This is a genomic window from Methanomassiliicoccales archaeon, assembly GCA_029907465.1.
Lineage (GTDB): Archaea > Thermoplasmatota > Thermoplasmata > Methanomassiliicoccales > JACIVX01 > JACIVX01.
Map to the genome: position 1 here is coordinate 26,188 of JARYLV010000016.1, position 13,986 is coordinate 40,173.

15 protein-coding genes and 1 tRNA gene are annotated in these 13,986 nt (G+C 46.3%); 6 read left to right on the forward strand and 10 right to left on the reverse strand.

The window, feature by feature from the left end; all coding sequences use genetic code 11:
• The first annotated feature begins 180 nt into the window (after window positions 1-180).
• Both QHH00_06555 and QHH00_06560 read left to right on the forward strand, forming a co-directional pair.
• Entirely contained in the window at window positions 181-756 is a 576-nt protein-coding gene (locus QHH00_06555) for a GMP synthase subunit A (protein MDH7509042.1), read from the forward strand.
• Window positions 753-1,001 carry a hypothetical protein gene (locus QHH00_06560; protein MDH7509043.1) on the forward strand — a complete coding sequence of 83 codons (249 nt, stop codon included), beginning with the start codon at window positions 753-755 and terminating at the stop codon, window positions 999-1,001. The genes QHH00_06555 and QHH00_06560 overlap by 4 nt, the downstream gene beginning before the upstream one ends.
• Here QHH00_06560 and QHH00_06565 read toward each other — a convergent pair.
• Both QHH00_06565 and QHH00_06570 read right to left on the reverse strand, forming a co-directional pair.
• Window positions 957-1,364, reverse strand: coding sequence for a TIGR00304 family protein (locus QHH00_06565; protein MDH7509044.1), 408 nt, complete (start codon window positions 1,362-1,364; stop codon window positions 957-959). The genes QHH00_06560 and QHH00_06565 overlap by 45 nt on opposite strands.
• A 145-nt stretch (window positions 1,365-1,509) precedes the next feature.
• Entirely contained in the window at window positions 1,510-2,781 is a 1,272-nt protein-coding gene (locus QHH00_06570; GenBank protein ID MDH7509045.1) for a hypothetical protein, read from the reverse strand.
• Window positions 2,782-3,168: 387 nt separating this feature from the next.
• On the opposite strand from QHH00_06570, the gene QHH00_06575 reads away from it, so the two are divergent.
• The gene (locus QHH00_06575) at window positions 3,169-4,104 is read left to right on the forward strand and encodes a hypothetical protein (GenBank protein ID MDH7509046.1); all 936 of its coding nucleotides are present in this window, start codon (window positions 3,169-3,171) and stop codon (window positions 4,102-4,104) included.
• 44 nt (window positions 4,105-4,148) lie between these two features.
• On the opposite strand, the gene QHH00_06580 is transcribed toward QHH00_06575, so the two are convergent.
• Window positions 4,149-4,616: a Mut7-C RNAse domain-containing protein gene (locus QHH00_06580; protein ID MDH7509047.1), complete on the reverse strand. Its 468-nt coding sequence runs from the start codon at window positions 4,614-4,616 to the stop codon at window positions 4,149-4,151.
• Window positions 4,606-5,244: a 2,5-diamino-6-(ribosylamino)-4(3H)-pyrimidinone 5'-phosphate reductase gene (locus QHH00_06585; protein ID MDH7509048.1), complete on the reverse strand. Its 639-nt coding sequence runs from the start codon at window positions 5,242-5,244 to the stop codon at window positions 4,606-4,608. The genes QHH00_06580 and QHH00_06585 overlap by 11 nt, the downstream gene beginning before the upstream one ends.
• A 137-nt stretch (window positions 5,245-5,381) precedes the next feature.
• On the opposite strand from QHH00_06585, the gene QHH00_06590 reads away from it, so the two are divergent.
• The gene (locus QHH00_06590; protein MDH7509049.1) at window positions 5,382-6,167 is read left to right on the forward strand and encodes a PAC2 family protein; all 786 of its coding nucleotides are present in this window, start codon (window positions 5,382-5,384) and stop codon (window positions 6,165-6,167) included.
• Here QHH00_06590 and rtcA read toward each other — a convergent pair.
• Window positions 6,154-7,182, reverse strand: coding sequence for an RNA 3'-terminal phosphate cyclase (gene rtcA, locus QHH00_06595; protein ID MDH7509050.1), 1,029 nt, complete (start codon window positions 7,180-7,182; stop codon window positions 6,154-6,156). The two genes, QHH00_06590 and rtcA, sit on opposite strands and share 14 nt — an antisense overlap.
• Window positions 7,183-8,500: 1,318 nt before the next feature.
• Here rtcA and QHH00_06600 point away from each other — a divergent pair.
• Complete coding sequence (locus QHH00_06600; protein MDH7509051.1) at window positions 8,501-10,264, forward strand: cation:proton antiporter; 1,764 nt, start codon at window positions 8,501-8,503, stop codon at window positions 10,262-10,264.
• A 175-nt stretch (window positions 10,265-10,439) separates the two neighbouring features.
• On the opposite strand, the gene QHH00_06605 is transcribed toward QHH00_06600, so the two are convergent.
• The 5 genes from QHH00_06605 to QHH00_06625 all read right to left on the reverse strand — a co-directional run bounded on the left by QHH00_06605 (window position 10,440) and on the right by QHH00_06625 (window position 12,647).
• Window positions 10,440-10,511 (reverse strand) — tRNA-Gly (locus tag QHH00_06605).
• Between the two features lie 80 nt (window positions 10,512-10,591).
• Window positions 10,592-10,846 carry a UPF0147 family protein gene (locus tag QHH00_06610; GenBank protein ID MDH7509052.1) on the reverse strand — a complete coding sequence of 85 codons (255 nt, stop codon included), beginning with the start codon at window positions 10,844-10,846 and terminating at the stop codon, window positions 10,592-10,594.
• Window positions 10,847-10,880: 34 nt separating this feature from the next.
• Window positions 10,881-11,246: an Lrp/AsnC ligand binding domain-containing protein gene (locus QHH00_06615; protein MDH7509053.1), complete on the reverse strand. Its 366-nt coding sequence runs from the start codon at window positions 11,244-11,246 to the stop codon at window positions 10,881-10,883.
• Window positions 11,247-11,349: 103 nt separating this feature from the next.
• Complete coding sequence (locus tag QHH00_06620) at window positions 11,350-11,517, reverse strand: hypothetical protein (protein MDH7509054.1); 168 nt, start codon at window positions 11,515-11,517, stop codon at window positions 11,350-11,352.
• Window positions 11,518-12,134: 617 nt separating this feature from the next.
• Window positions 12,135-12,647, reverse strand: a complete 513-nt coding sequence (locus QHH00_06625; GenBank protein MDH7509055.1) for an N-acetyltransferase — start codon at window positions 12,645-12,647, stop codon at window positions 12,135-12,137.
• 126 nt (window positions 12,648-12,773) lie between these two features.
• On the opposite strand from QHH00_06625, the gene asnS reads away from it, so the two are divergent.
• Window positions 12,774-13,986 (forward strand): asparagine--tRNA ligase (gene asnS, locus QHH00_06630; GenBank protein MDH7509056.1); only part of this gene is annotated, 1,213 nt, incomplete at its 3' end.

A 13,986-nucleotide genomic window follows, 5' to 3' on the forward strand; every position in this document is an offset into this window, starting at 1 on the left:
GCGTTGCTAAATGGCACCTTGTCGATTTGCACAATTACCTGGGCTCTTATCAGCAGCTATTACCATGCAAATCGCCACCATCCGCCTTTCTTTTCAGCGTCGAACCCAAACTGATCAGGCCTCTAACAGTTATCTCGGGAACCGACACTCCTTAAATACAGTACAGTCTTTTACAAGGCGATGAAGATCTATGTTATAGACAATGGTGGACAGTGGACGCACCGGGAGTGGAGGGTGCTCAGATATCTTGGCGTCGACACAGCGATCGTGTCGAATACGACACCATTTGAGGATATTCAGGATGCGGACGCACTAGTTCTTTCTGGCGGGGCCCCTCGTGTCGCACTTGATGCCGAAAGGATGGGGCGCAACGGGGAGTATTTAGACAGAGCCGAGATCCCAATCCTTGGGATCTGTGCGGGAATGCAGTTCATGTGCGCGAAATTTGGGGGAAAGACAGAACCGGCAAGGGTTCCTGAATTTGGGAAAACCGTACTCTACGTCGATCAAGAAAACGACCTTTTCAAGGGCCTCCCTCATACTTTTATTGTTTGGGAATCACACAACGATGAAGTATCTATTGTACCCCCTTCCTTCGATATTCTTGCGCACTCAGATAATTGTCCCGTCGAGGCTGTTAAAATGAAATCGAGGCCGGTATACGGGCTGCAGTTTCACCCGGAAGTTGAGCACACAGAATACGGGACAGAGATCTTCAAGAATTTTCTAAGGGTTGTCGAAGGTTGGCACAAATGAGATCGGAAGATGTAATCGCGGTCAGGGAAGCGCTTGAGCAGTTGAGAAAGAACGAACCATTTGAGAAAGCGCTCGGCCGCGTGCTGCGGAAAAAAGGTAACACCTTTGAAGATTACATCAGGATCGTTGGGGAGATCAGAGAATTGGCCCGGAAGAAAAAAATCTCATCGAAAGATGCCGGTCAGCTCATTGTTGACGAATTAGAGAAACAAAAGAAGGGTGAGCAGTATCATGGCGATCGCTAGGACCATCGCGATAACAGCCATTTTTGCATCGGATCCAAAGATGATCGGGATTGGGCCAATGAGAACAACGCCACCACCTTTGACATGAGGCTTTTCCTCACTACAAGGGCGCTCCATTTCCATCGTCTCGTATGGTACTTCAATACGTTCGGGGGGAATCGCGAACGACAGAAAAGTTAAGAAGAAACCGATAAAAATCAGTAAAAGTGAGATTAAACTCAAAATGCCCGTGCCATAGATCACTGGAAAGATAAGAAAGAGAGCGACCTGCATCTCGCCACTGGCTATACCGTAAACCACCAAGAGGATACCGCTCAGGATCATTGCCAGCGAGACCAAGCGAATCGGCAAGCGCAGGCTCATATTCACATACACATGAACGTCCTGTTATCAATTTTTTCATCGGATGATTGATGCTGATCATATTTTGACATGATTTAGCGATATGAGATTGTTTGCTCATTGGGAAAGTGAAAAAAAGAAGAGAGTCTAATAAAATGTGATCCCTTCATCTAGCATGAATATTCCATGCAGCGACAAAGGACAGGCCTTTTCTCGTAATGGCTTCAGCGGTCTTATTGACCGCGTCATGTTTGTCAAGGAAATTTCGTTCTAATGACGGCATTAGTCCTGATTCTACGATCTCTTTCTTATCTCTGAAGTAATCGAGAATGTCAGACGGGTGCTCCCTCATCTGCTCGGTTTCGATCTCACCGCCCTCGTGCTTTGCTGCGATATTGGGAACATGATCCGCAATTGCAAGTAGATCATCTCGACGATTGTATGGCTGTCTTACGATGCTTTTCCATGTCTCAGTTATGTGATGTTCGATTCTCACCTTGTCTTCAAGGCCGAGCATCCTACGAATCTCTGCTGTTTTCTCCAGCGTGTCCACGTTGACCGAATTACTCAAATTGAAGCCGACGAGCGGCGTCGTCCCGTCGTCCCGTGCAAATAACTTCGCCGTCATCAATGTCCAAAGTACAGAATACGGATTGTCGTTTCCCATGAAGACGGATATTTTGAATTCCATGTCTATCCCGAGTTTGTGAATGATGTAGCCGAGGAGAACGGTTCCAGGGTTCAGATTGAGAACTTGTTTTATTCCGTAGTTTGTGCAATAATAAAGGAACTCATCAATGTACTGAAGTGCGTGCTCATTCGGCTGTCCAACTCCGCCAAAATACCCAGTGATCGTTTCAGGACCACCTAGGTGGACATTTGACCCATCAGTACCCTTCGTATCAAGGGTCTCGACATATGAAGCCCCAATGATCTGCATCGCTGCTGCTGTGGCCAGGATATCCCCCTGGTCGGCCTCTTGTTCTTTCATCTTTCTGACCCTGATGTATCTCGAGGGCATGATTTCCCTGTTCTTGATAGCCTGTTGGGCCTCAGCAATCAGCCAAGGGAAGTACTGCAAAGCGCTGATCTCAAGAATAACGGGGTATTTCTCGTTGAATGCTATTTCGTTGGCAACTTCTCCAAGCACTTTTTTTCTGAACTCTCGAATGGAAATGAATTTCTTCTTAGCTCTCGCATCGAGGAGCCATTCAATATCCCTCAGATAGGGGGAATTCATATCCTTCAATCGTTGCAATAACTTCTCGAGCCTCCGAGCCTCTTGCGCCTTTGCGTTGATTTCCTCAGGCGTCCCATATTTTTCGATGACTGAGAGTATGTCATTTATTATTTCATTGGATGGGTCAAGGAGGAAATCGTTGATTTCCTTCAGAGCGCTACCCGGAATTTCCAGTCTGTCCCGTAGTTTCTTTATCATCCCCAATTCTCCTGCTGCAAGTCTAACGACTTACGGTGCGATCAATCGATTGCAGTACATAATATAAATCCGTTCTTCCGTCAAAAATATTGATGTAGCACCGGTAATTTCGTCGTCTTGGAATCTAAACTCCAAGGAATTTGAAAATGACCATACACTGTTACAAACAGTTATGAGAAAGATCCGAAAAAAGTGAGTTTTCACAGACCGATATTGTATACCGATTGCAATATGTCTTGAAAACTACATTCCATACTCAGCTTCAGAACAGTGACGCGATCATATGTATGGTCGGAATAGCCACAACACTTCCATCGAGAAGGCAGAGAAACAAAGAACAAGATAATATTTTTATTTCTGGAACTTGATCAAGTAAGAGGTGCGAATTTGTCCTCCCTGAGCAGCGTCATCGTCGAGATTTTAAAATCAAGGGAGTTCGAGGTGACCGAAAGGGGAGATCGCATATTCGGAAGGAAGGGAACGAGTGAAGTCGTCTTCTTGCTTCTGGAAGGGACGAATGAGGAGATGAGAATCCGTGCCTTTCTCAACGAATTTAAGAATTTCAATGGTAAGAAGGTGATCGTAAGTCTTCAGCCGATTTCCGAGTCGTCGGCAATGCTTCTTGATCCATCGGTTACCTTCTGGGACAGAGAAGCCGTCGCCCGCGAAATCGGACGAACGCGTATTGAGAAACTATTGGGAGAACACGATCACGGTCTCATCGATGAACTGATCGCTGATGATTATCCAAAGATCGTCGCGCCGGAAATGCTGGAAGAAATGCAGGGTACGGAGTTGAGTGAGAAAATTGTAAAGCCTGTGATTGACCTTGAGGATGTGAAGGAAATCTCAAGGCAGACGGTCGGCGGGTTCAGATATAGGCTGGAGTTGGTTCCTTATTTTGTCTATCAATACTCGTGCGATCTCTATATCGATAAAGTCAAAGTCGGTAGCGAGCGCGGACATCTTTCGGTCAATGCACTGACCGGGAAAGTTGAGCCCTGGAACGAGAATGTCGATATTGTTTTGACGCTCGAGCACGCCTTCAAACGTTTGGAACCGATGCTGGAAACAGAGGAGGCGAAAAAACTCGTTAGAGGTGAAGTAGTGAGAATGCATACTCACGAGCAAGAAATCATCAAGGATACTGGTCAAGTCACTATCGTAGAGAAGAAAACAGTTTCACCGAATCCAGATGAGGTCGCCATAAAGGAACTCGGCGTGTTCTACATTCCGATCTGGTGTGTCGAAGGCATTCATGGTGTCATGATCCTCAACGCGGGCAACGGGAAAATCATCAGCGAAGATTATTATAAGATTTGAACTAAGCATATTTTGGAGAATGGCGGTTCAAGATTTGCATGGTTCTATTGTTCATCCTCGATTAATTCCAGAGCCTTGAGGATGTTTTCCCAATGAGACCCTTTCCAGTAAACCTTACCGCAGCTGCGACAGCGATAAAATTCCGTGTTGTTTACGAGGGCCCCTGCTGGAACCTCATTTTCGACCTCCTTTTGCGTAACTCTATCAACCTCCCCATTGCAAACTGTACACCGCGTAAAATCTTCGTCCATCTTCAGATTAAATGACCTTATGACCTGACGAAGCTGCTCGCGAAGTTCATCGCTCTCGATGTAAAGACTTCTCTCCCCAAGCCTCTTTGCGAGATTTTTGTCTCTCGTCAGTAGTATTCTTCTGTCTCTGAGAACTTGCATTTCGATCTCATCATCGCTCCTGTTCTTTTCATAAATCGTGTCATAACCGATGATGCGCAGCCACCTCGCAAGCGTTCCGAGCATCTCATCCGCTGTGAATCTTATCCTCTCATTTGACATTCCCGGTAGCCTCGTATATGAGGAGAACCCCATTGCCTAATTTTTCTATCGTGATCAGTTTAAGATGAAATGGTAGATGATCGGAGAAGCCGTCTCCCTCGACAGGGGTCGGGGCACCCCTCCCCCCGAGGACAAAGTCACCGATATAGACACAATACCTATCAACAAAGCCGCTTTTGAAAAAGGACCAGATAACTTCCCCACCCCCCTCTACGAGCAGCTTCTTTATGCCCTTCGAGTAAAGATATGAGAGCAACGGCTCGATGTCAACCCTCCCCTTTCCGAATCTTACGACCTCGGCGTTTTTCCAGGTTTTTCTGCACTCTTCCGCCGTCGCGATCAGTGTTGGGGCATTTCGATCAAGGACCTTTGCATTATCCGGCGTTCTTCCATGCGAATCGAGCACCACCCTTAGCGGTTTTTTTTCTAGTTGGGGGTCCTTGACAGTCAAATGTGGATCGTCTGCGAGTACAGTACCTATACCGACGAGTATTGCGTCACACGAAGCTCGTAGCTTCTTAACCCTCTCGAGATCCTCTTGAGACGAGATGCGTACTTGTCTCCGTTCCTTGCCGGCAATTTTACCGTCCGGCGTCATCGCGCAGTTGACGATCACAAAAGGCCTCATCACCTCAGATCATATTGAAAAGGGATGATAAGATTTCCGTATTTCGTGGCTTTATTACATTTGTCAGGTAGAGATGTGAATGAGGAAGCGATAGCGGCCGCTAATTGTTAAGTATCATGAACTGAATATGAACCATGATGGACGAGATTCAAATTATTGAGTTGAAGGAGACCGATCTGAGGGGTGCCTATGTCATCGATGGATTCCCAAGTGTTGGTCTTGTAGGATCGATTGCCGCGAACTATTTAGTCACAGCTCTGGCGCTAGAACAGGTGGGGGTTGTCGATTCAGAATACTTCCCAGCCGTTTCCTGGATAAAGAATGGAGTACCATATGGACCCGTGCGGATATACGCCGGTGAAAAAGGAGAGGACAAAATTGTTGTCTTCGTATCAGAGTTTCAACCGCCTACAAATCTAATTAAACCGCTTGCGAGAGCGGTGATGGATTGGACCGAAGACCATAGGTGCGGGATGGTGATCTCGCCAGAAGGTCTCATTGTACAATCGCCGGCCGAACGTCAATACGAGGAGGTTGAGAAGGTTGATACAGCACGGGATCTGATTAACCGTGTCTGGGGGATTGGTTCAACCAAAAGGGCGAATGAGGTTCTAAAGAACAATGGGATACCTTTTTTCGAAAACGGCGTCGTTGTTGGTCTTGCCAGCGTTTTGCTGAATGAAGGCGTGTACAGAGATTTCGATGTTCTCCTGCTATTGTCGGAAGCAAGTGCCGAATATCCAGATGCAAGAGCTGCTGCCGCTGTGACTTCGGCGATCGACAAAATTCTGCTTCATACTGACATAGACGTCAAGCCCCTGATCGACGAAGCGGTGATGATCGAAGAAAGATTGAAAGAGATGTACAGAAAGGCTGGCAAAAAAGAAGAACTGGCAAAAATGCGGTCGATCATGTACGGATAGGCCTAACGACGATCCTATACCCTCCTTCGATCTTTTCCAATTCAAATCGTGTGTTCATGAACTTGCTTATCAGCCAGAGCTGTGTCTCAAGATGCTTTGAGATTGCTCTCACCCGGAATGTCGATTCTTCGCCAGCGAGCGCAAGATACGGCAATATTTGATCGCTTGCGTGAATATCGAGTGTTCCAGCAGATGAAATTTCCTCTTTGAGTGAGAGCGCAGCGCTCGCCCCCACCGTCTCGGCTGGAATCCCCTTCTCACCTAGAGCATCAGCGCCAAGCATCGTATTCTCGTATTCGGCAAAAAGGCAGATCCCCACACCAGTCGATATTCCTGATGAGATTTCACTACTGATATCAATGTTGCCAAAATCGATCAATGACTTCTTCACAGAGTGACACATCCGTGAGCAAATATGTGATGGGAGATTCTGGGAAAAGCACCTACCTCCTATCCTTCTCAGCTGGCCCCGGTCTTCCAAGCGTAACGGTGCGATTCTTTTTGCAGGCGAGATTTCGACCAATACCTTTCCACCGCCCTCTGGATAGAAGCCCCGTGCTAGAATTTCCATTTCAATATCGATACCGATTCTTTTTAGAAGTGAAAATAGGACGAGATCGTAGTAGTCGATGGGCGGGGACCACCTTACATTCGTCCCGCCAGTTATTTCCATAACTGTTTTCGTCTCGGCCACGATTGCTGGCAACATACATGCCTGAAGGACGAGCGGGATGCTGCCTGCTGTACCAACATTGATCCGGAACTTTCCCCCCCGAACCTTCCCTGGTCGATAAATGATTTCAGTTGAACCGATTGTCGCACCTTCGAGCGCGCCCCCTGAAATCAGAGCTACGCCATTGATCGCGGCGAGGTGCTGCGGTGCGAGACCTGGGTTCGGTCTTTTGGCCCTGATGTTATGTATTCGCGTCTCTTTGCCTGTCAGGGCAGCAAATGCGACAGCGCATCTCACCAGTTGTCCGCCGCCCTCACCATATGATCCGTCGACCTCGATCATAAAAGATCTCCCTCAATGGTGCCAGTAGCCTGTCAGCAGATCAAGTTGGTTGCACCCTTCGTTATTTTTGTTCTTAGTACGAGCCTTCGAAGATACCTAATCATCGTTCGCCGAGATTTCAGTAACGATTGAAGTCATTAGGTCGTCAGTGGTGCCCCCAATTTGGAATTGTGCAATGAGATATATATAAAAAATAACTGCGGCGAGAGAGGTGCCTAATTTGCATAGATGGATTTGGTATTCGACCACACCAAGCTCGTTGATCGCACTTCTTCCGACCGGGAATAAAACACAGCCAAGTTGAAGTGCGCGATCAGGTTAAATGCAATAAGTCTAAGGTGTCTACCGTCCCGAGTCATCAGATACTCTATACCCAATCTTATAGATCGACAATCCGCTTTAATTGCCATGGGTACCAATATACGATGGCACCGAACTCTACGTGCTTCGAGACTAATCTTCTTGGGCTTCTTGGCGGTACCACAATGACCTTCTGTGACGGATGTGTGACGAGAAGATGAAGGGCGTGTGCCTTCATGATAGATTTATCCGGGGAGCTTGAGCCATAAGGAAAAAACGCAAAGGGAAATCTGGAATTAGGAGAGAATTCTTATCAAAACAGCGCTGTGGCTTCTTGCGCATTTTGTGAAAGAAGCCGCTCGACAGATTTCCATATGTAATTGTGGATGTCGTTTCTCCATGCGTAAACGGTAGATATTAGGTTACTGCCCATGAGGCCACCTCGGGTGTCCTGTTCGGGAAGTTGGTCCCCTAGCAGAGTATGCTTATCTATGATTTCATTCTCGCTGGACTTCCTGAGTCACAGTCGCCCTTCCTTGTCTATCAAACCGCTATCTAGGCCGGAATAAGTGGGCGACATCACTCTCCACTCGTATAGCGTCGTTTCATAACCATTTAGCGAAAACTCCACGATCATTTTGGATCGTCACTGAAGGATTTCCTCAATCGCTGAGATAATTTTGAATGGACTTGTGCGCTCATGTGAGTGCCTTGGACGGCAATTGAATCTGGGAAATATTGTAACACGCATAGGTAAAGAGCTCCAATCAGAGAGGCTGCCGAAATATGTGCCTTCAAGTCCTAACCATGCTGGGAAATATATTAATATCGACTTATGCCATTATACCTCCGGAGGGATGCACAGTTGATGCAGTCGTGTCAGAAGGGTTCTATATTGTGTATTAGGAAATTTTGTTTGCCGATCAACTTATCGAGACTTTCAATCGTCCATCGCTCGTCAATATGGTCGGCCGACATGTCCCTGCTCATGTCTGATCTGCATTGATGAGAGGGAGTTATGCTAACGCCAGATAATATGATGCTGGAGATCGGCGCTGTCATGCTCATTGCATTCATAGGCGCCACGATCGCATCTAAGTTGAAGCAGAGTGTCATTCTTGGTTATATCATCGTTGGGATCATTCTCGGTCCCCATATTCACTTTCAGCTTGGTCCGTTCACATACAATGGCATCATCAGGGACACGACCATAATCGATTTCCTCTCGTACCTTGGCCTCATTCTTCTGATGTTTTTCATAGGGTTGGAATTCTCGTTCAGTAAGGTCAGGAAAACGAAATCATCAGCTGCGATCATCGCGATGTTGAATCTAGGTATCAACATGTTCACTGGAATTATGTTGGGAACGGCGATGGGCTGGCCAATCGTCGACACGATTTTTCTTGCAGGTATCATCTCGATGAGCAGCAGTGCGGTGGCAATGAAATCGATCATCGAACTCAAACGGCTAGCAAATCCTGAAACGGAATTCCTCATCGGCATCTCTGTAACTGAGAGCTTCCTCGCCATGGTTCTTCTGACAATTATCGCTGGTCTGATGATCAAAGATGGGACTGAGCCAGTGAGTTTGTCTTCACTCGCGCTAGGAATCATCGTTTTCTATGCGTTCTTCGTTTTTCTCGCTCTATGGGTTATACCAAAGACAGTTCATCATCTCCGAAGGATTAAGAACGATGAAATGTTCGTCCTCTTTGCACTTGGCATCGTATTCCTTGCAGCCGCTTTTGCTGAGATCTCTGGGGTACCAGCTATTATCGGAGCATTTTTCATTGGAATGGTGTTCGCAGAGACGAAAGTTTCAGAGAGGTTTGAAGAAAAAATCGTGCCGTTCAGAGATGCCTTCGTAGCCGTCTTCTTCGTATCGTTCGGAATGTTGATAGACCCCCTCATGTTCGTTGAAATTTGGTGGCTGATCTTAGCAGCAGCGACACTTGTCATTATCAACGATTTCATTATTACCGCAGCTCTCGCATATCTGCTGGGGTTTTCCTCGAAAGCATCCATGTCGATAGGAAGCGCACTCTGCGGAAGGGATGCTGAGTCTGTGATGTTTGCCAGTGTCGGTAGCCGTGCTTTTGGTGCGACGAAAGGCGCCATTCTTTATCCTTTTGCAGGGGCGCTTTGTTTCGTAACGAGCGCGATTACCCCGTTTCTCATGAGGAACAGTTTGAAAGTTGCTGGTAGACTCTCCTCAATGCTACCTGCTTATGTGAAACATGGCGGCGCCGTCATATCAAGGACTTTATCAAAACTGGTCATGCCTTCGACTCTTCCTGTCCTGCAAAAATCAAAGGGAATTGGCATCCTTATCATCGCCTACTTCCTGATTCTTTGTGCGACTGCCGTGACGACAGGTTATCTACACATCCTGATCTTTATTATCGGTATTCTCCTGACGATTGTCTTCCACTTTGTCTTCTCATCGGAGATTTCTAGAATCGTAAGGAGTACAAATTACTCGAATCTCAATCTTTCACAGAGGGACAATCGGGTTACAGTTAGAATTGTCTCCTCATTTGTTTCCGGCGGGTTCATCGCAATGATGTTAGCCGCATTTCTTTACCCATTTTACTGGCCATCGACACCTCTGGTACTTCTGATGTATGTTGGCTGGATCCTCCTCATAATGAGACGGGTTTACCAAACAGTATCGCGTCGACCAATCGCAATCGATCATGGTATTGCCACGGATGAACTTTCCTCATTTGGTTGCGGGATTGAGAACAAGAATGTTACAAAGATGCCGTTTCGGAACAAGTAGAGCCAGAATGAAATGTCGTTTTGATGTCTTGTAATTTTTCAGAAAACGACACTTGCCAGCTCTCCTCAAGCCATTCCTTGATGAATGATCAATAATTTGTGTTTCGGCTCGCTTAACTAACTCTGATCTTATTTAGTCTACTCGCAGCGCGATCGAAAGACATTGAATCTCAAGGTGCGGCTGCCGGGATTCGAACCCGGGTTTGAAGCTTGGGAAGCTCCAGTCCTAACCACTAGACTACAGCCGCTCGCGCCTTAATCGCATTCCGATCAATAATTCTTTTCCACATTAAATTACTTTGATTGCATTTTCGAAGCAGAAACCCTCTCAGCTCACGGTCTCCAACTGGCTGATGATATTCCAGATCAGGGTTCTGCCATGAAGGGGAATGTTAGGATCATTTGCCAGTTCATCCAAAATGAAGATAGCGCTCGCAGCCCTCACGTCAAGTGCTTCATTTTGCTGCAGAAGCCGCTCTTTTGCCTCTGTCGCTCCCCGTCTGATATTTCTTGGCACCGATGTATCTTCAGCCAGTTGGTCAAGAATCTCGATGATCTGCTTGAGTTTGGCATTTTGATCCACATGATCACCTCCTTCACCTGGGGGCACGTTCCCTTCATACACTCTTAGGCATCTCATCGGAGCCTTGGCTATTTAGCGACTCCGTTTTCAACTCGCCCCTCTCTTTAAAAGTCATCACGACCATCATTGTTTTTATCTCTTTGATTCCCTGGATGTTGGCAATTTTTTCGACGAGAAATCTCTTCAGTTGATTATAGTTCTGAAATTTCACCTTTGCAATGATATCCGTATCACCAGTAACAAGAAAGACGTCTTCCACAACCTCGTATTCGGATATCCGCTCTGCTATTGCATCCGCCTCCTTTGTGTCAATTTTCAGATTTATGAGTGAGGTAACTTGGTCATCACCGTAATAGTTCGACATAACTGTGTCATATTCCGTTCTCTCCTTTTCCTGCAAATCGAACACCTCCTCTTGAATGAATCTCAATGGCATACAGGCTCGCAGGTGCAGGATGCTCTGCGCTCTCTAAGCGGGCGGAATGCAGAGCCTTGGAAGATCCCTAACCAGTCGTCTCAAACTCTTCCTGGAGATCGATAATCACTTGTTCAAGAACTTCTTCAAGACTCGAACTGCGGTATTCCCTCAGCCCGCCAATGTCGCTCTGAACTCTGGCTACATAGGTTGTGTTACTTTTTAGGAACTCAACATTGCAAAGGGTCTCTTCCATTTTTCATCCACCTCCAGCCAACATCCTGAGAGGTCACTAACGTGCCGCACATATATGGTTTGATATTTAATGATTTTTACACGACAGAAGTTGATCGGATTGGAGTCTCGGGCGCCTGTCAAAGGCTTTCAAGAAAGAAGAGATTTCTTGCAATCAGAATGTGGGTCCCACTCTCCCAATATTGTCATCTGGACAGGTCTCACAGTTCTTTGGAAAAATCGATTTCACAATATATCATTAGAGCGAGGCAACCTCAAAATTGATTTTGAAAGTTGGTAGTAGATGGTTGGTTGTAAATGATGTTATCTCATTCTTCCCTTCCTGATCGGAGACTGTATCTTGATTCAGAGTAGTCGATGCCAGAACGGATCAGTTGCACTCCTAAGCGAAGACCAATCATTGCTCTCTTAGCTCTGTGATCAGGAATTTGGACGTCCCGCCGGGCAACAAGACTTCAATAAACTCAAGTGTGAAAATCTAAGAGTATCACTCTCGCTGGCGGAATTGAAACGATTGCCAGCAATTACCCGCCATGCAATTTGCATGCCAATCTCTATCCGATAAATCATATCATATTTTCATCGCCTGCGAAGGTTGCAATAGGTTTCTAGAATCAGTCATACAAGCTCTCTGAAAGATCGATTATTCAAGTTTTTCTTAGGGCTTTGCCGAAGGAATTTCTCCATAGTGAACGCATTTTTCCCGGGACCGTAGTAGTCCATCAAGATTCCTTTGATCGAAAACCCTCTTTTCTTATAAAATCTCAATGCCACTTCATTCATCATGTGAACTTCCAAAACAACTTTGACAATACCCCTTGCAATCGCATTCCGCTCAATCTCATCAATCATTGCAGTACCAACTCCGATTTTTCGGTACTCTGGCAGAACAGCGATAGAAATGATTCTCCCCTGCCTAGAGGACTCATGGAAATAAGCTGAAGCGTACCCGACTGGCTCTTCATTTATATATGCAATAATTGTTAAAAATTCGTCAATTTCTAGGAGTGTGGTTAGCAGTGATCTCTCGTATCGTACCGACTCATCAAAGCATGCCCTCTCAATCAATTCAATACGATGTAAATCATCAACAGTAGCTCTCCTAATCACAACGCCTATGGAGCTCACCATCGATCAATGGTAGCAATAGGAAATAAAAATCTCTGTCTCCACACAAAACCCGATAGAGGATAAGAAAGTGCAAAAGGTAATTCGAATCGGCACCCCCCCTCCTTCTAAACCGAAATCAAGAGATACTTGAATGCACTTCTTAAGAGACGAATGTACCATCCAGTTCCGATATCCAAAGTATTCACTGAGCCCCATACGGACAGGGATGTCTGTATCAGAGGATGGGTATACCGGACGAGATCGAGCGGATCGATTGTTTTTTCCATTATTCGGGACGCCTCAGGGATCATCCAAGTGACAGTGAAAAAGGGACTTCTACCTGACACCGACTTCAATGCGGCGGTTTCGGCATCGGTCGAATCGTCGGTGATTGTCGTGGGCAGACTCGCTGAGGATAAGAGGGCACCAGGCGGACTCGAGATTCGAGCCAGCGAATTCAAGTTGATCGGCCCTGCCGAGCCGTTTCCGATCACAGAATATCAGAGTGAGGAGTTGCTTCTCGATAAGAGACACTTATGGATTCGATCTAGGGAGCAAAACGCAATTATGAAAATCAAGGCGACGGCACTGGAGGGAGCAAGGGAATGGCTCAAAGAAAATGACTTCGTTGAGGTGACGCCACCGATATTCACGACAAATGCATGTGAAGGAGGCGTTACGCTCTTTAAGCTAGATTATTTCGGAAGGCAGGCGTATTTGAGCCAGAGTGCACAGATGTATCTTGAAGCGCTAATCTTTTCGCTCGAAAGAGTTTGGTCTTTGACCCCTTCTTTTCGCGCTGAGAAATCGAGGACGCCCAGGCATCTGACGGAGTACTGGCACCTTGAGCTCGAAGAAGCTTGGGTAGAGAATGATGAGAATATGAGGATCCAGGAAGAGCTTGTGACCGCCATGGTTGAAAAAGTCCTGCGAGAAAGACGAGCTGAACTGGAATTGCTCAAGAGAGATATCGAACCTCTCAAGGCCATAACGCCTCCCTTCAAGAGAATGAAGTATTCGGAGGTCATTGATTTTTTGCGTTCAAGAGGATTCGATATCGTATATGGATGCGATCTTGGTGCACCTGAGGAAAGGGCAGTCACCGCAGAGGAGTCTTTACCTGTTTTTATCACAAATTATCCTAAGGAATGCAAAGCATTCTATATGAAGGAAGATCCAGAAGACCCAAAAACGTACAGATGTTCAGATCTGCTTGCGCCAGAGGGATATGGTGAAATCATCGGGGGAAGCGAAAGGGAGACTGATGTTAATAAGCTCATTGAGAGGTTAGATGCGCTTTCAATACCAAGGGAAAATTATGAATGGTATCTTGATCTTCGGCGGTTTGGAAGTGTACCTC